General features: G+C 62.3%; 19 protein-coding genes. 11 read left to right on the plus strand and 8 right to left on the minus strand.

Annotation, left to right across the window (positions count from 1 at the left end; genetic code table 11):
- Positions 1-65: 65 nt before the first annotated feature.
- From CN673_RS18775 to CN673_RS18790, 4 genes are all read right to left on the minus strand, one after another.
- Positions 66-494, minus strand: coding sequence for a (deoxy)nucleoside triphosphate pyrophosphohydrolase (locus tag CN673_RS18775; RefSeq protein ID WP_099867997.1), 429 nt, complete (start codon positions 492-494; stop codon positions 66-68).
- 9 nt (positions 495-503) lie between these two features.
- Positions 504-1,277 carry a GNAT family N-acetyltransferase gene (locus CN673_RS18780; protein ID WP_099867952.1) on the minus strand — a complete coding sequence of 258 codons (774 nt, stop codon included), beginning with the start codon at positions 1,275-1,277 and terminating at the stop codon, positions 504-506.
- Between the two features lie 55 nt (positions 1,278-1,332).
- Positions 1,333-2,565 carry a bifunctional glutamate N-acetyltransferase/amino-acid acetyltransferase ArgJ gene (gene argJ, locus CN673_RS18785; protein WP_099867953.1) on the minus strand — a complete coding sequence of 411 codons (1,233 nt, stop codon included), beginning with the start codon at positions 2,563-2,565 and terminating at the stop codon, positions 1,333-1,335.
- Between the two features lie 136 nt (positions 2,566-2,701).
- Positions 2,702-3,688 carry a peptidylprolyl isomerase gene (locus CN673_RS18790; protein WP_099867954.1) on the minus strand — a complete coding sequence of 329 codons (987 nt, stop codon included), beginning with the start codon at positions 3,686-3,688 and terminating at the stop codon, positions 2,702-2,704.
- Positions 3,689-3,938: 250 nt separating this feature from the next.
- On the opposite strand from CN673_RS18790, the gene secA reads away from it, so the two are divergent.
- The 3 genes from secA to CN673_RS18805 all read left to right on the plus strand — a co-directional run bounded on the left by secA (position 3,939) and on the right by CN673_RS18805 (position 9,474).
- Positions 3,939-6,650, plus strand: a complete 2,712-nt coding sequence (gene secA / locus CN673_RS18795) for a preprotein translocase subunit SecA (RefSeq protein ID WP_099867955.1) — start codon at positions 3,939-3,941, stop codon at positions 6,648-6,650.
- A gap of 119 nt (positions 6,651-6,769) precedes the next feature.
- Complete coding sequence (locus CN673_RS18800; protein WP_099867956.1) at positions 6,770-8,179, plus strand: lipopolysaccharide biosynthesis protein; 1,410 nt, start codon at positions 6,770-6,772, stop codon at positions 8,177-8,179.
- Complete coding sequence (locus tag CN673_RS18805; protein WP_099867957.1) at positions 8,179-9,474, plus strand: GNAT family N-acetyltransferase; 1,296 nt, start codon at positions 8,179-8,181, stop codon at positions 9,472-9,474. The genes CN673_RS18800 and CN673_RS18805 overlap by 1 nt, the downstream gene beginning before the upstream one ends.
- On the opposite strand, the gene CN673_RS18810 is transcribed toward CN673_RS18805, so the two are convergent.
- Positions 9,467-11,125, minus strand: coding sequence for an AMP-binding protein (locus CN673_RS18810; protein ID WP_099867958.1), 1,659 nt, complete (start codon positions 11,123-11,125; stop codon positions 9,467-9,469). The two genes, CN673_RS18805 and CN673_RS18810, sit on opposite strands and share 8 nt — an antisense overlap.
- A gap of 421 nt (positions 11,126-11,546) precedes the next feature.
- Between CN673_RS18810 and CN673_RS18820 the strand changes: the two genes are divergently transcribed.
- On the plus strand, positions 11,547-13,268 hold the full coding sequence (locus CN673_RS18820; RefSeq protein WP_157928949.1) for a sulfatase-like hydrolase/transferase: 1,722 nt from the start codon (positions 11,547-11,549) through the stop codon (positions 13,266-13,268).
- 46 nt (positions 13,269-13,314) lie between these two features.
- Here CN673_RS18820 and CN673_RS18825 read toward each other — a convergent pair whose 3' ends face one another.
- Genes CN673_RS18825 through CN673_RS18835 form a run of 3 tightly spaced genes read right to left on the minus strand, consistent with a single transcriptional unit; the run spans position 13,315 to position 17,012 of the window.
- Entirely contained in the window at positions 13,315-15,525 is a 2,211-nt protein-coding gene (locus CN673_RS18825) for a xanthine dehydrogenase family protein molybdopterin-binding subunit (RefSeq protein WP_099867961.1), read from the minus strand.
- A 3-nt stretch (positions 15,526-15,528) separates the two neighbouring features.
- Complete coding sequence (locus CN673_RS18830; RefSeq protein ID WP_099867962.1) at positions 15,529-16,506, minus strand: FAD binding domain-containing protein; 978 nt, start codon at positions 16,504-16,506, stop codon at positions 15,529-15,531.
- Positions 16,503-17,012: a 2Fe-2S iron-sulfur cluster-binding protein gene (locus CN673_RS18835; RefSeq protein WP_099867963.1), complete on the minus strand. Its 510-nt coding sequence runs from the start codon at positions 17,010-17,012 to the stop codon at positions 16,503-16,505. The genes CN673_RS18830 and CN673_RS18835 overlap by 4 nt, the downstream gene beginning before the upstream one ends.
- Positions 17,013-17,816: 804 nt before the next feature.
- On the opposite strand from CN673_RS18835, the gene CN673_RS18840 reads away from it, so the two are divergent.
- The 7 genes from CN673_RS18840 to CN673_RS18870 all read left to right on the plus strand — a co-directional run bounded on the left by CN673_RS18840 (position 17,817) and on the right by CN673_RS18870 (position 24,713).
- Positions 17,817-18,620: an IclR family transcriptional regulator gene (locus tag CN673_RS18840; protein WP_370853075.1), complete on the plus strand. Its 804-nt coding sequence runs from the start codon at positions 17,817-17,819 to the stop codon at positions 18,618-18,620.
- Positions 18,621-19,778 (plus strand): CaiB/BaiF CoA transferase family protein, encoded by a 1,158-nt coding sequence (locus CN673_RS18845; protein WP_099867964.1) that lies wholly within the window; start codon positions 18,621-18,623, stop codon positions 19,776-19,778.
- Complete coding sequence (locus CN673_RS18850) at positions 19,775-20,497, plus strand: enoyl-CoA hydratase/isomerase family protein (RefSeq protein ID WP_245409994.1); 723 nt, start codon at positions 19,775-19,777, stop codon at positions 20,495-20,497. The genes CN673_RS18845 and CN673_RS18850 overlap by 4 nt, the downstream gene beginning before the upstream one ends.
- Before the next feature lie 11 nt (positions 20,498-20,508).
- A complete protein-coding gene (locus CN673_RS18855; protein ID WP_245409995.1) occupies positions 20,509-21,357 on the plus strand; it encodes a CoA transferase subunit A in 849 nt (282 codons plus the stop codon).
- Entirely contained in the window at positions 21,350-22,084 is a 735-nt protein-coding gene (locus CN673_RS18860) for a CoA-transferase subunit beta (protein ID WP_099867966.1), read from the plus strand. The genes CN673_RS18855 and CN673_RS18860 overlap by 8 nt, the downstream gene beginning before the upstream one ends.
- A complete protein-coding gene (locus CN673_RS18865) occupies positions 22,068-23,579 on the plus strand; it encodes a class I adenylate-forming enzyme family protein (protein ID WP_245409996.1) in 1,512 nt (503 codons plus the stop codon). Before CN673_RS18860 ends, CN673_RS18865 begins: the two co-directional genes overlap by 17 nt.
- Before the next feature lie 111 nt (positions 23,580-23,690).
- Positions 23,691-24,713, plus strand: a complete 1,023-nt coding sequence (locus CN673_RS18870; protein WP_198586060.1) for a TAXI family TRAP transporter solute-binding subunit — start codon at positions 23,691-23,693, stop codon at positions 24,711-24,713.
- Positions 24,714-24,722 lie beyond the last annotated feature (9 nt).

The raw sequence follows: 24,722 nt of genomic DNA on the forward strand, positions 1-24,722 counted from the left end.
ATATCAGCGCCCACCAACGACGCTGTTTGCGATCACATTGCCTTAATGAGAGTCACGGACACCGTTCAGAGAAGATCTGCAAGGATTGGAATCAAGGGCTCATCGGCCGGCGGCATGGGATAGTCACGCAGACGGTTTGGCCTTACCCATTTCACGGCCTGGCCTTCCAGGCCCTGCGCCACGCCCTCGAAGCGCCGGCACACGTAAAGTGGCATCAGCAGATGGAACCGCTCATAGCCATGACTGGCGAACGTCAACGGCGCCAGGCATGCCTCCTGCGTGACGATGCCCAACTCTTCAGCCAGCTCACGAATGAGCGTTTCCTCCGGCGTTTCCCCAGGCTCGACCTTTCCCCCGGGAAACTCCCACAACCCGGCCATTGCCTTGCCGTCCGGGCGCTGCGCGATCAGGACCCTGCCATCGATATCGACGAGGGCGCAGGCCGCAACGAGCAGGATCGGTTTGGAGTCCAGGTCTTTGCCTGACGGTGTCATCGACATGCGTCAGTCCTTGCGGGCAGGCTGGCGATAGGCATAGCGGTAGATCTCCTCGAAACCGAAGCGCTGGTAGAGCGCGATCGCGGCGACATTGGCGGCTTCCACCTGCAGCCAGGCGCTCTTGGCACCGCGAAGGCGGGCCCAGCGCAACGCAGTCTTCACAATGGCATGGCCATGGCCCATCCGTCGAAGATCGGCGCGGGTGGCCAACTCGAAAATGCCGGCCATATCATTGTCATGGACGCACAATGCTGTCGCCGTCGCCTCGCGGTCCGCCGCTTCCGTGATGAACATGCCCTTCGCCGGCCGGATGGCATTCAGAACCTCCATCATACCCGACCTGAGGGCCGGATCGCGGCCCTGAACGGCGAGTGCCACATCGACGTAACGCGCCACGTCCCGCAACGGCAATTGATCAAGGGCATCGTCAAGATCGAGGGCCGATATGTCAGCCATCAGAACGAGCGTCTCGTCCACGCGCTGCCAGCTCTGACCGGCGAGGTAGTCGTCCAGCGCGACCGGCGACAAGGGTGTCTGGCGAAAGACGGGCAACCGGCCATATGCGTCAAAACGCTCAACGGCCCTGGCAACGCGCGGTTCGATATCACCCGCGTCCGACGGGTCGAGCGCGTTGACCGAATTGAGCCTTCGGGAGGGATGGCCGGCAGTGAGGCGCGTTTGCCAGGTGCCGTCATACTTCACGAGCGCTGCCGGCCAGGCCCTGAAGCTTACCGCTTCCAGCCGGCGGACGATGGCGAGAGCCGGTCCGCTGGTCTTCATGACGCTCTCCCGATCACGATGCGTAAGAGGCGCGACCTGCCGCCGGGCTGGCGCCCTAGCTCCGGTAGTCACCATTGATGGCGACATACTCCTTGGTGAGATCGCAAGTCCAGACCGTTGCGCGTCCATTGGCCAGACCAAGATCGACCCTGACGGCAATATCCTCGGCTCTCATGACGGCGCTCGCCGCGTCTTCGGAATAGTCCGGGTCGCGCTCTCCCTCCACGGCCACGCGCACATCGCCGAACCAGATGGCCAGGCGATCCCGGTCAGCCATCTCGCCAGCCTTGCCGACAGCCATGACGACACGGCCCCAATTGGCATCCTCACCGGCGATCGCCGTCTTGACCAGCGGGGAGTTGGCGATGCTAAGTGCGATACGCTTGGCGGCAGCGTCGGTTTCGGCGCCGGTGACAGTGATCTCCACCATCTTCCTGGCCCCCTCGCCGTCCCGCACAATCTGCAATGCCAGGTCATGCATGAGATCGTGGAGTGCTTTCTGAAAATCGCCCAGGCGTGGATCGCTCGCATCCTCGATACGGGGTGCGCCGGCCGCCCCTGTTGCAAACAGCATGAGGGTGTCGGAGGTCGACGTGTCGCTGTCGACGGTCACCGAATTATAGGTTGGTTCGACGTGATCGGAGAGCATGGTCTGGAGCGCCGCCGGCGCGATATCGGCATCGGTCGCGATGAAGGACAGCATGGTCGCCATGTCGGGCGCGATCATGCCGGCGCCCTTGGCAATGCCGTTGATCGTGACGGTCACGCCATCGATTTGTGCCTGACGTGTGGCTACCTTGGGATAGGTATCCGTCGTCATGATGGCCTCTGCCGCCTCGAACCAGCGATCGTCCGCTGCCGAGGTCACCAGATCGCCCAGGACGCCGGAGAACTTGGAAGCGTCGAGCGGCTCTCCGATCACACCCGTGGAGGCAAGGAATATCTCGTCCACACCACACCCGGCCGCAGCCGCAGCGGCCTTGGCGGTGATGGCCGTCGATTCATCGCCCTTGCGGCCGGTGAAGGCATTGGCGTTGCCCGAATTGACCACGAGAGCACGCGCGCGGCCTGCGGCAAGGTTGCGGCGACAGAAATCGACAGGCGCCGACGGACATTTCGATCGTGTGAAGACGCCGGCCGCAGATGCGGGGTGATCGAAGACGATCATCAGAACGTCGGTGCGCCCGCGATATTTGATACCTGCCGCAGCCGTCGCCATGCGCACACCCCTGATCGGCGGCAGGACGGCATAGGTCTTCGGAGCAAGAGGGGAGATGGCTGTCGGCATCGCTATTTCCGCCATTCATGACGCTGAGGGCTGGCAGTCGGCGGCGCCTCGCGGCGCGCCCGGCCATCTCTTGAGCAGCGTCAAGAAGGCCGATGAAAATGGCCCGGCCGGGATGGCCGGGCCATTGTGAGACGCCTTATTCGGCGGGTGCTTCTTCCGCCGGCTGCTCTTCGGCGGGCTCATCGGCAGCCGGTTCTTCCTCGCCTTCGGCGGCAGCGGCAGGGTTGTTGACGGCTTCATAGGCCTGCTGCAGCTCGGGATCGACGATCTCAACGCCGGATTCACCGCGCTCTTCCTGGAGAACTTCCAGATAGCGCTCGCGCAGTACGATCTGGCGCACCTGCTCTGTGACCTGCTCGAACGCCGGCGGCTCGGCTTCGCGGCGATCCTCGACCTTGATGACGTGCCAGCCGAACTGGCTCTGGACCGGCTCTTCCGTGTAGCTGCCCGGCTCGAGCGCGAACGCGGCTTCCTCGAATGGACCGACCATCTGGCCCCGCTGGAAATAGCCAAGGTCGCCGCCATTCGCCGCAGAGCCGTCCGTGGAATTCTCCTCGGCCAGTTCAGCGAAATCAGCACCACCGTCGAGTTCCTCGATCAACGCTGTGGCTTCTTCCTCGGTTTCCACGAGGATGTGGCGAGCGTTTACTTCCTCGGCCGGTGGCGTTGCCTCGACTTCCTGATCATAACGCGCACGCACGTCCTCATCGGAAATGCCCGCCAGGATCTCGTCCTGGAAATACGCATTGTGAAGCGCCCGGTCCCTGAGGAATGCGACGCGCTTCTGGAAGGATTCGCTGTCTGCAGTGCCTTCTTCCTCTGCCTTGCGTGCCAACAGCTTGATGTCGATCAACGCGGATAGCGCCGCGACGCGACGCTGCTCCGGCGGCAATTGGCCGAATTGCGGATCGAGATCGCTGAGCGCATAGGCGAGCTCGGACTCGTAAATCTCCGTGTCGCCGATCGTCGCGATGACGGTGTCCTCGCCTTCGGTCGGCGCGGCAGGTGCGGCGTCTTCAGCTCCTGTCTGCGGGGTCGACGGTGTCTGCGCGAAAGCGGGTGTGCAAAGCGCGACACCCGCGCCCAACACGGTCGCAGCAGCAAGAGTGATGTATCGCTTCATAAGAACCTGGCCTCTTTCCTGGTGAAATTGATGCGCCGTCGATGGCCGGCAAAACGAGCCGTTTTAGGGCAGAAGGGGCTCCGTGCGGGCCGTTGACATCGCTTACCCCCCCTCTTATCTGTCACGAAACCGCGCGTCCAGTTCCTCAATTCTCAAGAACATGCGGCCCCGGTCCCGTCTGGTCGTCCTCATTCAAAACCGCGACTTGGACCCGGCGCCTTTACTGAAACAATCGGAAAGGACCATCTTCATGGTCAGCTTCGGCGGCCTCGCCCGCAAACTGTTCGGTTCCTCCAACGAGCGTCGCGTCAAGGGCTTCAGACACCGCGTCGACGCCATCAATGCGCTCGAAGAAGAGATGAAGGCACTCTCCGACGATGCGCTGAAGAACCAGACCGTCGTGCTGCGCCAGGAACTCGCCGACGGCAAATCTCTCGACGACATCCTGGTGCCGGCCTTCGCCACCGTGCGCGAAGCCGCCCACCGCGTCCTGGGCATGCGGCCGTTCGACGTGCAGTTGATCGGCGGGATGATCCTTCACGAAAACTCGATCGCCGAGATGAAGACCGGCGAAGGCAAGACGCTCGTGGCGACATTGCCAGTGTATCTCAATGCCCTTTCGGGCGACGGTGTGCATGTTGTTACCGTCAACGACTACCTGGCCAAGCGCGACGCCGAATGGATGGGGCGCATCTACCAGTTTCTTGGCCTGACGGTCGGCATCATCGTGCATGAGCTGAACGACGAGCAGAGACGGGCCGCGTACGCCTGCGACATCACCTACGCGACCAACAACGAGCTCGGCTTCGACTACCTGCGCGATAACATGAAATACGACCGCAAGCAGATGGCTCAGCGCGGTCACAACTACGCGATCGTCGATGAAGTCGACTCCATTCTCATCGACGAGGCGCGCACGCCTCTGATCATTTCAGGCCCGCTCGACGATCGATCCGATCTCTATACACGGATCGATGCCTTCATCCCCAATTTGACCGAAGAAGACTACGAGCTCGACGAGAAGCAGCGATCGGCGACCTTCACCGAAGTCGGCACCGAAAAGCTGGAGCGAATCTTGTCAGAGGCCGGCCTCCTCAAGGGCGCCGGGCTTTACGACATCGAGAATGTCGCCGTCGTCCACCACCTCAACAACGCGTTGAAGGCACACAAGCTCTTCCAGCGCGACAAGGACTACATCGTGCGCGGCGACGATGTCGTGATCATCGACGAGTTCACCGGACGCATGATGCCCGGGCGCCGTTTTTCGGACGGACAGCACCAGGCACTGGAGGCGAAGGAAAAGGTCAAGATTCAGCCGGAAAACCAGACGCTGGCCTCCATCACCTTCCAGAACTACTTCCGGATGTACAAGAAGCTCGCCGGCATGACAGGCACAGCCTCCACGGAAGCGGAGGAATTCGGCAACATCTACGGCCTTGAAGTCGTGGAAGTGCCCACCAACCTGCCGATCCAGCGCATCGACGAAGACGACGAGGTCTATCGCAGCTTCGAGGAGAAGTTCCGCGCTATCGTCGGCGAGATCCGCTCGGCTCGCGAGCGCAACCAGCCGATCCTCGTGGGCACCACGTCGATCGAGAAATCCGAAATTCTGGCTGAACTGCTCAAGAAGGAAGGCATGAAGGACTTCCAGGTCCTCAACGCCCGCTATCATGAACAGGAAGCGTACATCGTCAGTCAGGCCGGCGTGCCAGGCGCCGTCACGATTGCAACGAACATGGCCGGCCGCGGCACCGATATTCAGCTGGGCGGCAATGTCGACATGCGCATCGCTCACGAACTGGGCGATTTGCCGGAAGGCGAGGAACGCTCGACCAGGGAAGCCGCTATCCGCCAAGACGTCCAGCGCCTCAAGCAGGAAGCGCTCGATGCCGGCGGGCTCTATGTGCTCGCCACCGAGCGTCACGAAAGCCGGCGCATCGACAACCAGCTCCGCGGCCGTTCCGGTCGTCAGGGCGATCCGGGTCGCTCGAAATTCTATCTCTCGCTTCAGGACGACCTGATGCGCATCTTCGGCTCCGACCGGATGGAGGGAATGCTGCAAAAGCTTGGCCTGCAAGAAGGCGAAGCGATCGTACATCCCTGGATCAACAAGGCGCTGGAGCGGGCACAAAAGAAGGTCGAGGCTCGCAACTTCGATATCCGAAAGAACCTCCTGAAATACGACGACGTCATGAACGACCAGCGCAAGGTCATCTTCGAGCAGCGTCTCGAACTGATGGACGCGGAGGACGTTCAGGAGACGGCGACGGACATGCGCCACGACGTGATCGACGATATGGTCGCGAAATACATCCCTGAAAATGCCTATGCCGAGCAATGGGATGTGACGGGGCTGAAGACGGATGTCGCCACCTATCTCAATCTCGATCTGCCCGTCGACCAGTGGGCGGCCGAAGAAGGGATCGCGGAAGACGACATCCGCGAGCGTCTGATCGAAGCCACCGAGAAGTCCGTGGCGGAGCGTACCGAGCGGTTTGGACCGGACGTCATGCGCTATGTCGAGAAGTCGGTGCTATTGCAGACGCTCGACATGCTCTGGCGCGAGCATCTGGTCAATCTCGACCACCTTCGCTCGGTGATTGGCTTTCGCGGCTACGCGCAGCGCGATCCGCTGCAGGAATACAAGCAGGAAGCCTTCGAACTTTTCCAGGCGCTGCTGGGCAATCTTCGCCAGGCAGTCACGGCGCAGCTCATGCGTGTCGAAGTCCGCCGCGAGCAGCCGGCGCAGCAACCGAAAGTTCCGGAAGGCAAGCCGCATCACGTCAACGCGACAACCGGCGATGACGAATTTGCCGACGATAGCGGCACTCCGTCTGCCGGCTCCGCGCGCAATCCCGACGCGCCCGAAAGCTGGGGCCATGTCGGGCGCAACGAGCCGTGCCCTTGCGGCTCCGGCAAGAAGTTCAAGCACTGCCACGGCGCTTTCGAACAAACAGCCTGATCCGATGGGCCGAGCAACTGCGCTGCCCATCGCGAAATCCTTGAAAACAACACCGTTTCTTAACGGGCATCATGGCATCAAGCGCCCACGCGTTTCAGTGACATGGGTGTCCGATAAACATGACGGTTGTCGATACCGCGGAGAAATGGCTGCCGTCGCATATCCATGCGCGGTTGCTGCCGCTCGTCGACCGGATGGATGCCATCCTCCGGCAACGCGACCGCCACGCTCAGGCACAGCGCATGGCGCTCTCCGCTTTTGCCATTCGCGTGGTCAGCGCCGGCATCGCCTTCGGCTCACAGATCGTCCTCGCCCGTCTCATGGGCAGCTTCGAATACGGCATCTTCGTCTTCGTATGGGCGCTCGCCGTGATCTTCGGCAATCTGTCTTGCTTCGGCTTTCACACCGCCATCATCCGGTTTCTCCCCGGCTATCAGGATGAAAAAGCGAATGCGGAAATTCGTGGACTGACCCAGACCGCGCGACGCTTCGCGGTCGCTTCGGCGAGCTTCGTCGTTCTGGTCGGGATGATCGGCGTCCAGCTCTTCGGCGACGCGATCTCGGACTATTATCTGGTGCCGCTCTATCTCGGCATGATCACTCTGCCCATGATCGCGCTCGGCGATGTCCTCGACGGTACGGCGCGCGCCAACAACTGGCCGCTTTTCGGGCTCGGCGCAACATTTCTCCTGCGCCCGACGCTGATCCTCGTCTTCATGGTCATCGCTGCCGCGAGCGGGATGGAACGAACGGCGGAAACGGCCCTGGAAGCAGCCATACTGGCGACCTATCTGACGACCATCGCGCAGTACTGGGCCGTCACATTGCGTGTCAAACGCCGATTTGCCACGCCGCTGAAGACGATCACCTTTCGCCGATGGTTCCTTGTCGCGCTGCCGATCTTCTTCATCGAGGGCTTCTATTTCCTGCTGACCAATTCCGACGTGATCGTTGTCGGCTTTTTCGTTCCGCCGGAGCAGGTTGCGGTCTATTTCGCGTCGGCCAAGACAATGGCGCTGGTGCACTTCGTCTATTTTGCCGTGAGGGCCGGCGCCCAGCCGCGGTTTTCGCAACTCGTGACGGAAGGTGACCGCGCAAGCCTTGCCGATTTCGCCCGTCAGACGATCCGCTGGACCTTTTGGCCCTCGCTCTTCGTCGGCAGCCTCGTGCTTCTCGCCGGCCCTTTCCTGCTCTCGCTCTTCGGACCCGGCTTTGCCGAAGGTGAGGCGCTGATGGCGATCCTGTTCGCCGGGATCATGGCCAAATCGCTGATCGGACCGGGAGAAGTCCTGCTGACCATGACAGGGCACCAGACGATCTGCGCCTTTGTCTACCTGTGCGTCCTCATCACCAACGTCGCGCTGAACATCGCGCTCATTCCAAGCTTCGGCCTCTTTGGCGCAGCAACGGCCACAGCCTTGTCGATGGGCCTGGAGGCGATCTTGCTTTTCACCGTGGTGCGGTGGCGCCTCAAGTTCGCTATGGTGCTGTTCGCGCCTCGACCCGCCACCGCCGGGAGTTCGCGCTGATGGTATCAGACCGCATTTTCGAAACCGGTTACTCCTCTCAAGCCAATGCGCTCGTAGGCGAACTGGCCGATGAGCCAGATATGCGCACGCCGCCGGATACGGAAATGGCCGTCGGGCGCCCTGGCCGCAGCCTGACCCTATATCCCGGCCGTGCCGGTTACGAACTGCAGGACGAGCTCGATTTCCTCGCCAACCGTGTGATGGAGCCAAACGTCTTCTTCACCGGCCGTTTTCTGGCACCGGCAATGCCCCGTCTGGAAGACCGTCAGGTCCGTCTTCTCCTGATGCGTGATGAAGATGCGCGACGCAGCCGCATGCGGTTTCTGATGCCGTTCTCGATCGAAAAACCCGGTTTCGCGGTCGGGCCGTCGGTGATGCGCGTCTGGACGCACCCATTCGGGCCGCTCGGTACGCCGCTGGTCGACGCGGAAGGCGCCGCCGAAACACTCGACAATCTGCTCGAGGCCCTTTCCCGTCCGGAAAGCGGCCTGCCCGGTGTCCTCGTTCTACCCGATATGCGGATCGAAGGGCCGGTCACGGAACTGCTGCGGGCCGTCGCCATCTCACGCGGCCTGCCGCTGACATTCACCGAAGCGTTGTCCCGGCCGATGCTGGCTTCCGAAGCCGATGGCGAGACCTATCTGAAAGCATCGATCTCCCGGCACCACTTCAACGAGATGGCACGTCAGCGGCGTCGCCTTGAGGAACGCGGGCGGCTGTCCTACGAAGTGGCGAGGCAACCACGCGCCGTGGCAGCCGGGCTGGAAGCCTTTCTCGCACTGGAAGCATCCGGATGGAAAGGTCGACGCAAATCGGCCATGACGCACGATCGGCTGCGTGCGGCATTTGCCCGCGAGGCGGTCGCCAATCTCGCGGCCACGGACAATGTGCGCATCCACACGCTGACGCTGGATCACAAGCCGATCGCCGCCATTGTCGTCTTCGTGATTTCCGGCGAAGCCTATACGTGGAAGACGGCGTATGATGAGGATTTCGCGGCTTATTCGCCTGGCAAGCTGCTTTTTGCGCGGCTTACGGAGCAACACCTCGACGACGCCAATATCGAGCGAACCGATTCCTGCGCGGTCCCGGATCACCCCATCGCCAGCCGGTTGTGGCGCGAGCGCGGCGGCATTGCGACGATGGTGATCGGCCTGACGCCGGAGCGGGACCGCGACATGCGCCAGGTCGCGCGCGGGCTGCACCTATATCGCAATACCCGCAATCTGGCCCGTATCCTGCGCGGAAAGATTCGCGCGGTCGCACGGCGAAAGGCGGCGCGCCGGCTCAGTTGACAGCCTCGCCCGCCTCCCGTCTGGCCTCTTCAGCTGCCAGGGAGCGCAACTCGCGGCGGATCACCTTGCCGGTGGTCGTCAGGGGCAATGCGTCGACGAACGCCACTTCGCGCGGATATTCGTGCGCAGACAGGCGCGTCTTGACCCACAACCGCAGTTCCTCTGCAAGTTCAGGCGAAGCCCCGATGCCGGGCCGAAGGACGACATACACCTTTACCTTCTCGGTGCGGACCGGATCCGGCTTGCCGACTGCCGCCGCGATCTGCACGGCCGGATGGGCATGAAGACAGTCTTCGATCTCACCCGGACCGATGCGATAGCCGGACGAGGTTATGACGTCGTCGTCACGGCCGAAGAAGGCCACATAGCCCTCCTCGTCCATGACGCCGGCATCTCCGGTGGTCATCCAGTCGCCGATGAATTTCGACTGTGTCGCGGCCTCGTTCTGCCAGTAGGTCAGGAACATCACCGGGTCCGGACGCGCGATGGCGATCTGGCCAGGCTTTCCGGCAGGAACCATCTGGCCGGTTTCATCGATGATCGCGACCCGGTGGCCCGGCACCGCCTTGCCGATCGCGCCGGGTCGGGTGACACCCATGGCGGCGCAGGATGCCAGCACGAGATTGCATTCGGTCTGACCGTAGAATTCGTTGATCGTCAGACCCAGGGTGCGCTCGCCCCAGAGATAGGTCTCGCGCCCGAGCGCTTCACCGCCTGACCCGACCGTTCTCAAGTCCAGGCGATATCGGGCGGCGGGGTTCTCGACCGTCTTCATCATGCGCAGCGCGGTCGGCGGGATGAAGGCATTGCGCACGTTCAAGTGCTCAAGAATGTGGAAGGCCGTCGGCGCATCGAACTTCTGTGCCGGGGTCGCAACGACCGGTACGCCGAAGAAGAGGCCGGGCAAGAGCACGTTCAACAATCCTCCGGCCCACGCCCAGTCAGCCGGGGTCCAAAGGATATCGCCCGGCACCGGCAGGAATTCATGGTGCATCTGGACACCTGGCAGGTGGCCGAGCAGAACCCGATGACCATGCAAAGCTCCCTTCGGCGGCCCTGTGGTTCCCGACGTGAAGATCATCATGGCCGGCGTATCCGGCGCCGTTGGTTCGCCGGCGAAGGTTGTCGGCGCTGCCGTCAGCAGGGCAAGCGAGAGCGTGCCTTCCGGGACCGCTTCGGCGCCGCTGACGATCACGGTTTCAAGCGTTGGAAGATTGTCGGCGATGCGCCTGAGCTTCTCGTGACCCGAAGAATCCGTCACGATTGCCCTCGCGCCGGACGATGCCAATCGATACGCGATCGCATCCTCCCCGAACAGCAGGGCAAGCGGGACGGCGACCGCGGCGAGCTTGTAGACCGCCATGTGGACCACCACGGTGTCGAATCCTTGCGGCAGCATGATTGCGACGCGATCGCCCCGCCCGATCCCGGCGCGCTTGAGCGCCAAAGCCAGAGCGCTCGCACGGCCCTCCAATGCGCCGTAGGTCAGCCGATCCGGTGCGTCATCGCCGCGATACTGATAGAGGCACACCCGGTCCGGTTGGCTCTGCGCAAAACGCGTGCAACAGGCTTCCGCAATATTGAACGCTTGCGGCAGGGCCCAGGAAAAGCCGCCATAAAGCGCTTCATAGGTGTTACCGGATCGAAGCATCGTCTACCGCCATCGTCAGCCGCTATCGCAGCTTCCTAAACCGGTTCCGCGTCCGGCGAAAGCGCTGCTTGACTGACGAACTGCCAGGCCCATTGGCGAGGAGCGGGAACCACCGCATGGCGTGCGCCGTTTCCCCGTGACTACCCGGTCGCAAAATAGTAGCCGCAGAACCAAGGATGTCATCCCACATGAGCCGCAACACCCTCATCGCCGCCGCCATCGTCCTCGTCATCGTTCTAGGAGGTTTTTCCTTCATGGGCGCCTGACCCCAATTCTGCGGAATTGTCGCCGCAAGATCAGGGCGACCGCCTGTCGCATCCATCATCCGAATAGCTGATGGATGCCCTCCTCGAACTGCCATCTTCCGATACGCACTGCGTGCGCTACGCTTCCAGGCGGGGCCACTGCTGGAGGGGTGAAGATGGGCTACGGATTCTGGCGGTCACGCTCGAAAGTTCACTTGGGAATTGGGGGCAAGCTGACCGCCCTCATCTTGCTGGTCTACCTGACCAATAACGGCGTCGTCGACCGGCTTCGTTTCGTCATCGATGACGCGCGCCCCCTCACCGCCATCGTCTTCGTCGCGATCTGGATGATCTGTCTCGGCGCTCTTGCGGCGGCCGCATTCCACCCTCGTCCGCTCGTGCGTTTTCTCTGGGCGATCCCCATCGCCCTTTCCTCTGCGATCGCCTACGGCTATCACCGCGCCCAGGGCGGCGAATTCTTCATCTTCGATGTTCTCAATCTGTGGGCGGCCCGGCACGAGGCTGGGCGGGCAGCGGATTTTTACGGAGAGGCCATTCCAGCCGCCATCGCCGTTCTCCTGATCGGCCTCATCGCCATCATCATGCCGCCGGCGTTGCCGAGGCGACTGCCACGCATTTCACACACAGCAATGCTCGTCGCACCTTTGGTCCCGATCCTGATGATCGCCGGTGTCGTCGTGATGAAAGAAGGCAAGGGATCCTATTCCCTCCCCCGCCAGTTCGCGCCGATCTCGCTTGCCGCATTGGCAGCCTACAAGATCAATACGGGCGGCTTTGAGGAACGCCACGCAGTTGCCTTGCCACATGGAACGCCCCTTGTCCGCGCGATCGTGCTGATCGTCGACGAGAGCATCAGGGCCGATCATGTCAGTCTTTCCCCTGGCAACCGCTCAACGCCCGCTTTCGCCGAACACGCCGAACGATGGGTCGATTTCGGCCCTGCGGTGGCGGCCGGCAATTGTTCGCGGCTTTCCAATGCCATTCTGCGGCTGATGGCCGACCGGCACGACGTCGTGCGCTCGATCCACACCAGTCCGACCGTGTGGGACTACGCCAAGGCCGCCGGCTATCGAACCGTGTTCATCGATGCGCAGGCCAAGTTCGTCAACGTCCACGGCAAACTTCAGAACCTCATGACACCCGCTGAGACGCTGAAGATCGACCGCATGCATCAGCTCGGCAGCGACATCGCCACCCATGACCTCGATGACGCGCTGACGACGATCGTTCTCGAAGAACTCGCGGCAGATGGCCCGGTCTTCATCTATGCCAACAAGAACGGCGCCCACTTCCCCTACGACAACGGCTCGCCCGAAGCGTTCATCCCGAGCGGCGTTTTCCTGCCGACCGACTCCGACGCCACCCACGATATGTTCGAGAACTATCTGCGCGCCGTGCAATGGTCGACGGACAGACCGATGGCACGCCTGTCGGCGGAGGCGGAACTCGACGATGCAGTGGTTATCTACACGTCCGATCATGGCCAGCACTTCGAGCCCGGCCGTCTGACGCATTGCAGTTCCGACACCAACGTCGATGTCAACGAGGCGATCGTTCCACTGATGGCAGCCACGGACAACATGGAAATCGCGGCACGATTGCGAGACACCGCGGCGCACGGAGCGGGGCGCGGCACGCATTTCGCCATTGCACCGACGATCCTGGAATTGATGGGCTACAGGCCTTCTGATTTCGCCAGCCGATATGACGTGTCGCTGCTCGATGATCTTTCCTGGGCGCCCAGCTTCGTCTCCGGCGACATCCTGGGGCTTTTCTCCCCCAAACCCGACTGGCACCCCGCCGATCCGACGGTTCAGCAACCTCAGACAGGCGATGCCATTGCCGAACTGACCGGGCAATCGGTCGTCACGGATTGATGGCATCCGGCTGGCGATGCACTGGCTGGAGGCCCGGCATCCTGGTTCACGAAAGCGGCGGCAGACCCTCCAGCACCTTGTCGAGCGTGGCTGGAAGATCGCGCACGCGCACACCCGTGGCGTTGTGTATGGCGTTGACGATGGATGCGGCAGCGCCGCAGATGCCGAGTTCGCCGATGCCCTTGGCGTGCAGCGGATTTGCCCAGCCATCGCGTTCATCCAGCAGCACGACTTCGAGACCGCTTACGTCCGCGTTCACGGGAAGATGGTATTCGGCAAGATCGCGGTTCACGATATGGCCGTCCCGGTCGTCATGGATCAATTCCTCCAGCAACGCCATGCCGATGCCAAACGTCATACCGCCAAGACACTGGGATCGCGCGGTCTTCTCGTTCAGAATGCGGCCGGCCGAAAAGACGCCAAGCATGCGGCGCAGTCGCGTCTCGCCCGTCACCGCATTCACCCCGACTTCGGCGAAATAGCTTCCGAACGTCGCCTGGCGGACCGCTTCTTCCGTCTTTCCGGGTTCGACATGGCCCTCCCCCACCAAATCCGTCCCTTGCAGAATTTCGGAGAAAGGAAGGCGCTGGTTTCCCGAAATGGCGTGCCCATCCTTCAGGGTCAGGCTTTCGGGATCACAGCCGAGTTTCTCGCAAAGCTGGTTGCGGATGTCCTCGCAGGCCAGAAATACGGCTGTTCCGTTCGAGGCAGCTCCGAACGAGCCGCCCGATCCCGAGCCTCTCGGCAGGTCGGTGTCACCCAGATGCACGTCGACATGGTCTATCGGCAGCCCCAGCATTTCCCCGGCAATCTGGCTGAGGACGGCATAGGTGCCCGTGCCGATGTCGGTCATGTCCGACTCAATTCGCGCCACACCATCGCCCGTCAGCGTCACACGCGCCTTGGATTCGATCAGCATGTTGACGCGCGCCGCAGACGCCATGCCCATGCCGACCAGCCACTCGCCCTCACGGCGCGTTCCGGGCGTACCCGACCGCTCACTCCACCCGAACTTCTCTGCGCCGACCTTGAGCGCTTCGGAAAGCTTGTTGGAGGAAAACGGGATGCCCTCCGTCGGGTCTTTGTCCGGAATGTTCCGGAGCCGTAGCTCGAGCGGATCGATACCCGAGATTTCGGCAAGCTCGTCCATCGCGATCTCGAGGGCAGTGAGGCCCACCGCTTCGCCGGGCGCGCGCACGGATCCAGCACACGTCCTGTGAACACGTGCGATATGCTGGCCAATCAGCCGGTGGGCGCCTTGATAAAGAAACGGCGTTGCCTGGGTGACCGGTTCCGCGAATGTTTCATCCGGGAGATTAGAGACCCACGCCTCGTGTCCGATGCCAGTCAGTACGCCGTCTTCACCGGCAGCCAGGCGAATGCGCTGCCGCGTCTCGGACCGACGCATGATGCCTTCGAAGACCTGCTGCCGCGACATTGCGACAGCCACCGGCACACCGAGCTCCTTCGCGGCGATCGCGGCCGCCACCGCTTCCTGCGATATGCCGAGCTTCGATCCGAAGCCGCCACCGACATAGGGTGCGAGGATGCGAACGTTTCCCTCATCAATCCCAAGGGCATCTGCGAGTTCGGATCGGTTGAAGGGCAGCATCTGATAGCTGCCATGCAGGGTGAGCTTCTCGCCCGACCATTCGGCGATCGACGCGTGCGGTTCCATCGCGGCGCTCGCGTGCGGCGGTGTCGTGTACGTCTCGTCGATCGAGAAGGCGGCATCGACCATGGCGCGCCCGAGATCGCCCATCTCGCTTTTCTGGTCGTCAGGGCTTTCGAGATCCGCGGCCGGGTCGTCGGGACGCACAACAACATCGGGATCAGACGACAGGGTCAGCTTCAGACGCTGCGCGCCGTGTCGCGCCTGCTCGAAGCTGTCGGCCACAACCAGCGCCACGAGCTGGCCGAAATAGGCAACGTCGCTCACCCCCTGCACAGGCGCTTCGCCCGCCATGCCTTGGGCCGGGTTCCGCAGCAGCCTCTCGTCGGCAATGACGGCTCGCACGCCCGGCAGCGCCATAACGGCATCCTTGTCGACCGAGCTGAGCTTGCCTTTCGCCACAGTCGCACGAACCAGGACGCCGTGACAGGCACCAGCGGGCAGCATGTCCAGGGCATAGCGTGCCCTGCCCGCCACCTTCAGCGCCCCTTCGGGTCTGTCGATGGGCGTCCCAATGATCTTCTGCGCCATCGCGTCGAGTCGGTCGCAATCGTCGCGTTCGTCCATCTTGAGGTGAAGCGCCATTCCTCAGCCTTTCGTCAGTTCGTTCAAGGTCGCCGAAAGCACCCGCTGCAGCAACGGAACCTTGAAGGCGTTTCCTGCCTGCGTCCTGGCCTTCGCGACGAGCAGGCCAGCAGCCTGTTCAAACAGTTCGGCAGATGGCGCCTTGCCCTCAAGCAAGGCCTCCACTTCCGCGTTGCGCCACGGTTGCGGTCCAACGCCGCCGAAGGCAAGAGCCACCCGCTTCATGCGACCGTCCGCCATTTCAACGACACCGGCGACGGAAACCAGCGCGAAGGCATAGGACGCGCGATCGCGCACCTTGCGGTAGGCTTGCCGCGTCCCGCCCGGCGGCGGCAGCAGGACGGCGGTGATCAATTCGCCCGGTTTAAGAACGGTTTCGATATGAGGCGTGGTGCCCGGGAGGCGGTAGAACTCTGATATCGCCACGCTTCGCCGATTGCCCGCACTATCCTCGATCTCGATCGACGCATCCAGCGCGCGCATGGCGACCGCCATGTCACTGGGATGCGTGGCGATGCAGTGGTCGCTGGTGCCGAAAATCGCATGAAGGCGCGTCGCACCACCAATTGCCTGACAGCCGCTGCCTGGTTCGCGCTTGTTGCAGGGCATTGCGGTATCGTAAAAATAGTAGCATCGCGTGCGCTGCAGGAGATTGCCTCCCGTCGTCGCCTTGTTGCGCAATTGCCCGCTCGCACCCGCCAGGAGCGCCCTGGCCAGCACCGGATAGGAAGAGCGCACGCGAGGATCGCCAGCAAGATCGCTGTTGCGCACGAGGGCACCGATTCGCAGGCCGCCGCCCGTCGTGTCTTCGATACCGCCGAGATCCAGCCTGTTGATGTCGACGAGCCGGCTCGGTGCCATCACCTCCAGCTTCATGAGATCGAGCAGGTTCGTCCCGCCAGCGATGAACGTGGCGCCATCCCTTGCCAAACCTGTTGCTTCGGCGGCACTTGCCGCGCGCTGGTAATCGAAAGGGATCATCCGCGCCTCCGATCGGCCGCTTCCTTGATGGCTTCCACGATATTGGGATAGGCCGAGCAGCGGCATATGTTGCCGCTCATCCGCTCGGAAATCTCGGTCGATGAAAGCTCGGGCGTCCTGTCGAGGTCGTCGCTGACATGGCTCGGCCAGCCCGCTTCGATCTCGGACAGCATGGCCGTCGCCGAGCAGATCTGACCCGGCGTACAGAAACCGCACTGGAACCCATCGTGGCTCAAGAATGCCTGTTGCAGGTCGGAAAGCCGATCGGGCTCTCCCAATCCCTCAATGGTGACGATCTCGTCTCCCTCGTGCATGCAGGCAAGCGAAAGACAGGAATTGATGCGCCGTCCGTTGACCAAGACCGTGCAGGCGCCGCACTGGCCATGATCGCAACCCTTCTTCGTGCCGGTCAGTTCGAGGTGGACGCGAAGGGCGTCGAGAAGCGTGGTTCTCGCGTCCGCATCCAGCCGTTCGCGCCGGCCGTTGACTGTGAGTTCGGTCTTCATGGAATCATCCGTTGGTTTGGCAGTCTGCCGCGGCAGACCTGTGCAATTCCTCAGGACAACTAAAGTTCCACGATCAAAACCTGTTTCGCCCGGTTCGGCCGCGTGTGTTCTCCAGCCAATAGAATGCGCGCAACGAACCAGCGGCTCCGCCGGAAGGGTTCCGGTTCGTGGCGAAGTTTTCGCCCGCCGATCGCGCATGGGAAAAGGAAGTCTTGGTGCCCCTGGCCGGGATCGCGAATTACCGTTAACTCCCTTATTTTATTTTGTTAAATATAGCTTCATTTTTCCTGTTACTGAAAAAGCTACTGCGTCTCATGCCGTTCCGTTTGGTGCCAAGCAGCCCTTGCGGATTGGAGCCGCGAGCGCGCTCGTCTCGGCTATGACCTCTTCCAATGACTGTCAAACCCTCCGAGTTGCCTTTCGGACTTGCGCCTGCCTACCCAAACTGAGCACGCGAGAATCGCAGCTCTCTTGTGGAAGCACGATTGATCGTTTTCCGGGTCGGTCACTTAGGTCAACGAGAGCGCGATGGCCGCGTCATTCGTTTGTCGCCGATGAAGTTTCTGAAGATTGAGCATACGACCCTCATCGGTCAAGCGGGATAACAGGCCAGCCGTGTTGCTCTTTTCGTCGTTGGCTCAGTGTTTGCCGGTCCATACTCGTCCATTTGGCCTACTGAACTCCCGAAAGACGATCTCGAGCACGTGGCGCGCTCAGAGCTCCACAGCCGAGAGCGAGAACCCTCACCCAGCGTCCGTTGTCACGGCCGGCCTTGACGCTCAATTTCTTGTATCATAATATGAAATGGCGTTCCATTATATAGGACATGTTGTGGATCTGACACTTCTCAAAGGATTGCGCGTGCTCGACCACCTCGCTCGAAACAATGAGCCGCTAGGGGTATCGGATCTTGCACGCGAACTCGGTCTCACCAAAAGCAACGCGCACCGAACTCTGCAAACCCTCGCCGACGCTGGTTACATCTCGAGGGTTGATCAACGAGGGCGCTACGCTTGCACATTGAAGCTTTTCGAACTTGGAAGTGCGGTCGTGGCGCGCACTGACATTCGCCAGATCGCCGATCCGACGATGCAGGCACTGGCTTCCGCGACTAAAGAGACGATTCACCTTTCGGCGCTCGATGGCCGCGACGTCGTCTACATTCACAAGATTGAAAGTCCACAGCCCGTCCGCGCTTACTCCTCGATAGGTGGACGCGCGCCGGCACACTGTGTTGCATCCGGCAAGGCACTGCTCGCCTTCACGCGAGGGTCGCTCGAATTGTTCAGCGATCCGCTTCCCACATTTTCTCCGCGCTCTCTGGCTAGCGTCGATGCCCTTGCAAAGGAACTCGAGACGATCCGCCAGAGCGGCGTGGCGATCAACTGGGGGGAATGGCGGGAGGCCGTGCGCGGCATCGCTGCCCCGATATTCGACGCAACCGGAACCATCAGCGGCTCGATCGGTATATCCGGCCCAGCCGAACGCTTCAGTGAAACGGCGATCGTCGAGTTCATTCCGGACGTCGTTGAAGCCGCGCGGGCTATCTCTGGTGCGCTCGGCCACAACGTCGCGCGAGCGTCAGCAGCAACACCGAGGGAGAATTGAATGCAATCCATGCGAGGCGTAAAGGTCATCGAATTCTGTAATGTAGCGGCTGGTCCTTTTGCCGGCATGCTCCTTGCTGATTTCGGCGCCGACGTGGTCAAGGTCGAGCGTCCTGATGGCGGCGACAGTCTGCGTTCATGGCCGCCGCTGACCGAAGGCTTTAGTGAGAATTTCGCGTCGCTGAACCGCAACAAGCGTTCCGTCGCGCTCGACATGAAGCAACCACAGGATCTAGAACGCGCGCGCCAGCTTGTCCTCGAAGCCGATGTCGTCCTTGAAAACAACCGACCGGGTGTCATGAACCGACTCGGGCTCGGCTACGAATGGTGCCGCGAGAACAAGCCAGAGATCGTCTATTGCTCGATCTCGGCTTTCGGACAGGACGGTCCGCGCGCGCCGGAGGGCGGCTTTGACCTGACGCTTCAGGCCATCAGCGGTATAATGGGCGTCACGGGAGAGAACGACAGCGCGCCGGTCAAGTGCGGTGTTCCTCTGACTGACTTCTCGACTGGTCTTTATGCCGCCATGTCCGTGATTGCAGCACTGCGTCAGGCCGAGAAGACTGGCGAGGGCACGCATATCGACGTCTCTATGCTGGGGTCGGCGCTGGCGATCGCCGCATTGCAGACAAGCGAGTATTTCGGCAGCGGCAGGGATCCGCGCAAGCTGGGCTCCGCGCACCCTCGCAATGCGCCTTACCAAGCCTTCCAAGCGAGAGATGGCCATTTTGCGATGGCCGCCGGCAACGACAGCTTGTGGCGCGCGGTCTGTCGCGCGCTCGACCGGCCCGAACTGGCCGAGGATGCGCGCTTCGCCTCGACATCGCTGCGGGCGCATAACCAGAGCGAACTGAAGGCGCTTCTGGAAGAGCAGTTTTTCGGAAAGACCTGCGCCGAACTCCTGACGCTCTTCCGCGACGCTGGCGTCCCCTGCGCACCGATCAACACCTATTCGCAAGCGCTCGACGACGAGCAGGTGAAGCATATGGGGTGGATTCGCGACATCACCCTGCCCGGCGGCGCTTCGGCGCGTACATTCGGATCACCGTTGCGATTTTCCGGCGATGCGCCGGCGATCTATCGCGATCCGCCGGCACTCGGTGAGCACAATGACGAGATTTTCGCGCAATTGCGCGATCCGACAAGGGCGGTGTCGTGAGCGTTCTCGCGACAGAACGCTCCGACGGCGTTTGCCTGCTGACATTGCAGAGGCCAGAGAAGATGAACGCGCTCTCCGCAGAGCTGGTCGATCGTCTCTTGCAGGAAGTCCTGCTTTCGCAAGCTGACGGCACGCGGCTGCTCGTGTTGCGCGGCGAGGGTCGCAATTTCAGCGCCGGCTTCGATTTCTCAGACTTCGAGAACGAAAGCGAGGCGAGCCTTCTCCTGCGCTTCGTTCGAATCGAGGAACTGCTGCAGGCCGTTCACCATGCGCCGTTCGATACGCTGGCGCTGGCGCATGGGCCGACGATGGGCGCGGGCGCGGATCTTGTTTGCGCCTGCGCGCGCCGGATCGCGGCACCCGGAGCGAAATTCCGCATGCCGGGCCTCAAATTCGGCCTCGTTCTCGGCACCCGCCGGCTCGCCGCGCGTGTCGGCGGCGACGCGGCGCGCGACGTACTCGGCGCGACGCGCACTTTCGATGCGCCGAAGGCTCTTGCTTCGGGCTTCATAACCGGCCTTGCGCCGCAAGATGAGTGGTGCGGCCTGATCGAGGTCGCGGCAAAGGAAGCTGCAGCACTTGAACCTCGAACATCCGCGACACTTTTTTCACGCGTCACGCCCGATACGCGCGATGCCGACATGGCCGACCTCGTCCGTTCAGCCGCGTTTCCCGGCATCAAGACGCGGCTCAAAGCCTATTTCGAAACGCTGAGATGAGGAGTCCACCCGTGCAGCCCCAACCCGGCAGTCGCGACGCCCCCGGCGACAAGATCAAGTCACTGGCAGAACTGGCCTCCATGATCCCCGATGGAAGCTCCGTCGCACTTGGCGGCAGCTTTCTGCATCGCGGACCGTTCGCGCTCGTGCGCGAACTGATCCGCCAGGGTCGGCGCGATCTGGAATTGATCAAGCAATCGCCGGGCTACGATATCGACATTCTGTGCCGCGCCGGAGCGTTGCGCCGCACGCGTGCCGGGATCGTCGCCATGGAAGGAAATTTCGGCCTGGCGCGCTGGTACAGAAAAGCCGTCGAAGAGAAGGAGATCGAGCTGGAGGAACACGCCTGCGCGAGCCTGACCGCCGGCCTGCGCGCTGCCGCCTTCGGCGTTCCGTTCCAACCCTGCGGCGGCCTTCACGGATCGGCACTCCCCGAGCTCAATGGTTGGAAATGGGGCGAAGACCCTTACGGCTCCGGCGAGAAGGTATGCCTCATACCGCCGATCACGCCGGATTTCACCGTCATCCATGCAAACGCGGTCAGCGAGCTCGGCGACGTGCGCGTCCTCGGCACCTTCCACTGGGACCGGATCATGTCACGCGCCGCGCGGCGCGTGCTGGTGATCGCCGAGAAACTGTTGCCAATCGAGGAATTCCGCAAACAACCAGAATTGACACTGGTGCCGCATTTCATGGTCGAGGCCGTCTCCGTGGTTCCCGGCGGCGCTTGGCCGGGCTCGTGCTGGCCGCTTTACGAGATCGACTACCCGGCCGTGCGCGCCTATGTCGACGAGCGCGACCGCGATCTCTCCCGCCACCTCGAGGCGGCCGTCGAGAGAGAGGCACGCGCAGATGCCTGAGACCTGGAGCGGCTTTTCGTATATTGTCACCAATCTCGCGCGGTTCATCCGACCGAACGAGGTCACCTTCAGCGGCGTCAATTCCAGCATGCCCATGCTGGCATGCATGCTCGCCAAGAAGAGCTACGACTTCTATTTCACCTATATCAACGTAGCGGGCGGGGTCGATCCAAAGCCGACCAGCGTTCCGCTCTCCAGTTCCGACCCAGTGCTTGCCGCGGGCTCGACCGCGATCTTCGCGAATGAGGATTTCTACGACCTGTGCACTCGTGGCCGGATGGACCTCTGCTTTCTCGGCGCCGCGCAGATCGACGGGGCCGGGCAAACCAACGTCTCCGCGATCGGCGATTGGCACAACCCGAAAGTCCGGCTGCCCGGCGGTGGCGGCGGCGCCGTCATGCTGCCCACCGCCCGGCGCTCTTGCACCTGGCGCACGGAGCATTCGCCACGGGTCCTCGTCGACAGACTGGACTTCGTCACGGCCTCGGGCGGCATGCACGGCGTCGTCACGCCGATCGCCGTCTTCATCAAGCGCGAGGGCCGTCTCACTCTGCAGTCCTGGCATCCGGAGAAGTCGCTCGACGAGGTCATCGCACGCACGGGATTCGCCATCGACGGCACCGATGCATCACCGACGCCGGGACCAACGGACGAGGAGCGTGCGGCACTGCAGGCGCTCGACCCCGACGGCGAGTTCGAGAGGGACGCGGATGTATCTCTGGGCTGAAAGCGAAGAGCTGCCTGATCTGTCGCTCACCGCCTTGATCGGCGAGGCGCTGGCGCGTCACGCCGCCGCCGGGCACATCGCGCTTCTCGATGGTGACGACGCGGTCACCTATTCCAACCTTGCCGAAGCCGTTGCCGCCATGTCGGGCAGCCTGCGTGTCTCGGGCATCGGAAGGGGCGATATCACCGGATTGTCGTTCTCCGGCAAGCGTGTCGGAATCGTCGCCTTTCTCGCGGCGCTGCGGGTCGGCGCATGCCCCTGCCTCATCGATCCGCGCCTACCCATGGCGACGCGCACCGCACATTTGACCAGTGCCGGCGCGAGATATCTTCTGACGGACGAGAGCTCGCTTTCCCGGCACCAAGGAGGCAGCTCACTGCGCATCACACGGATGGACGAACTTGCGGACGCATGCCCGTTCATCGATGATGAACTCGGACCTGACGACCGGGCAATGGTTCAGTTCACGTCCGGCAGCACAGGGATGCCCAAGGCCGCGCTTCTCAGCCACAGGAACCTCGTCTGCAACGCGATCGGAGTCATGCGGCATACCGGCATCGGCCCCCAGGACCGGTTCCTGCACGTCATGCCGCTCTTTCACACCAACGGAATCAATAATCAGGTAATTGCGCCGCTTCTCGCGGGCGCCAGCATTGCGCTCTCCGACAGGTTCGCTGCGGCCGATGCGCAAGATCTCATCGACAGATATCGACCGACGATCATGACGGGCGTTCCTACGACCTATTCGCGCATCCTTGAACATTGCGGCGGCCAAATCCGCGCCGGGGCGCTGCGTCTCCTTCGCTGTGGATCGGCGCCGATCTCTGCCGCGCTCCACGAGGAGATCGAAGCCGCCTTCGGCGTGCCGCTCGCCGTCTCGTACGGCCTTTCGGAAGCGACATGCACATCGACCATCAACCCGCCATCGGCACGGCGCATCGGTTCAGTCGGCACCGTTCTGACGCATCAGACCGTCGCGCTGCTCGAACCGGGCGGTACGCAACCGGTCGGCGGCGGCCGAGAAGGAGAAGTTTGCATCGGCGGACCGTCGCTGATGTCGGGTTACCTGAATGCGCCGGGCGAACGGCCCATCGTCGACGGCTGGCTGCGCACCGGCGATCTCGGACGTTTCGACGAGGACGGATATCTCAGCCTCACCGGCCGCATCAAGGACGTCATCATCCGCGGCGGAGAGAACCTGTCGCCGCAAATGATCGAGGAAGTCATCCTCGCTGATCCGTCGGTGGCTGCCTGCTGCATCGTCGGTCGAACTCATCACGATCTCGGCGAGGTGCCCGTCGCATTCATTGTGCGCGTACCCGGCATACCACTGGAGGGCGAAGCCGTCGCCCAGCGCGTGCGGACCCGGTTGTCGCGGGCCCATGTGCCCCAGGATATCTGGTTCGTCGATGAACTGCCGGAAAACGCAGTCGGGAAGATCGACCGCAAGGCGTTGCGCAAGCTGTGCGAGCGAGAGCCGGAGAGTGCGCCATGACACCGCAATTCCGTCGACGAGCCACGTCGACGGAGCCGCCCGTCGCCGATTGAGGAGTCCACGCGAGGGGCAAGACTGTGTGAACGACGTTCAGGAATGGGAGGAATAACCTTGAACATCTCGAAGACCTTGAAATGCGCCGCCTTCTCGACGGCGCTCGTCCTGGCCGGTTGGCAGCCTGCCGCCGCGCAGGAGGAGCAGAACTACCTGCTCGGCACGGCCTCGACCGGCGGCACGTTCTATGCCGTCGGCGTTGCGCTTGCGACACTCGTTAAGATCAAGCTGCAGCCAGAGCATAACATCGGAATGTCGGCGATCAGTTCCGCCGGCTCTGGCGAGAACATTGCCTTGATGCGCGACGGTCAGGCGCAATTTTCCATTCTCCAAGGTCTATTCGGCGCCTATGCAGCGCGGGGGACAGGCGACCTTGAAGAACAGGGCGTACAGGAAAACCTGCGATCCATCGCCTCGCTTTGGCCGAATGTCGAACACTTCATGATACCCGCCAACCTCGCCGAAACGGGTACGATGGACGACGTTGGCGCAGTCACGGGCGAAGGCGCGGCGCTTGGCGCACGCAATTCTGGCGCGCTCGGCTCCAACGAGACCATCCTGCGCAATCTCGGCTACGAGCCGGAAAGCGACTTCTCCTTGCAGTATGGCGGGTTCAATCCCGCCGTCGAGGCGCTACAGAACGGCCAGGTCATGCTCGCTTCCACGCCGGGCGGCGCGCCCGTCTCGGCTGTGACCCAGGCTTATGCCACGATGGGCGCCGACAACGTCGCCGTTCTCAATTTCACCGATGAACAGATGCAGGAAGCCAACGGTGATCTCGACCTGTGGACACGATACGTCGTGCCTGCCGAGACCTATCCGGGGCAGAGTGAGGATATCAACACGATCGCCCAGCCGAACCTTCTCGCTGTCAATTCCGACGTGCCGGAAGAAACGGTCTACCTCATTACCAAAGCAATATACGAAAACCTCGCCTTCCTGCAGAGCATCCATCCGGCGACAAACGAGATGACGATCGACAATGCGCTAGCGGGGCTGCCGTTACCGCTCCACCCCGGCGCGCTTCGCTATTTCGAGGAAGTGGGCGCGGAGATTCCCGATCGGCTGCGTCCTGAATGAGGCATTGCC

It is taken from the genome of Neopararhizobium haloflavum (assembly GCF_002750855.1).
In the GTDB taxonomy this organism is placed as follows: Bacteria; Pseudomonadota; Alphaproteobacteria; order Rhizobiales; family Rhizobiaceae; genus Georhizobium; species Georhizobium haloflavum.